Origin of the sequence: Citrobacter sp. TBCS-14 (assembly GCF_005280805.1) — a bacterium.
Lineage (GTDB): Bacteria > Pseudomonadota > Gammaproteobacteria > Enterobacterales > Enterobacteriaceae > Citrobacter > Citrobacter gillenii.
Genome location: NZ_SZWM01000369.1, coordinates 271 through 510 on the forward strand (window position 1 = coordinate 271; position 240 = coordinate 510).

1 pseudogene is annotated in these 240 nt (G+C 56.7%); it reads left to right on the top strand.

The features are described from left to right. Positions 1 to 194: pseudogene (locus FDX22_RS15565) on the top strand (methylmalonyl-CoA decarboxylase); the annotation flags it as partial. Between the last annotated feature and the right edge of the window lie 46 nt (positions 195 to 240).

The following is a 240-nucleotide window of genomic DNA, read 5'->3' on the forward strand; positions in this document are numbered from 1 at the left end:
ATGCCCTGAGTAAAGTGTTTATTGACGATCTGATGCAGGCGCTGAGCGATCTCAATCGTGCGGACATTCGCTGCATCATTCTGCGCGCCCCGAGCGGGGCCAAAGTGTTTTCTGCCGGGCATGATATTCATGAACTCCCGACCGGACGTCGCGATCCGCTCTCCTATGACGATCCGCTGCGTCAGATAACCCGCAACGCTACCGGAGCTGTGCTGGTGGCTGGTTCGTTATGAACTGGCT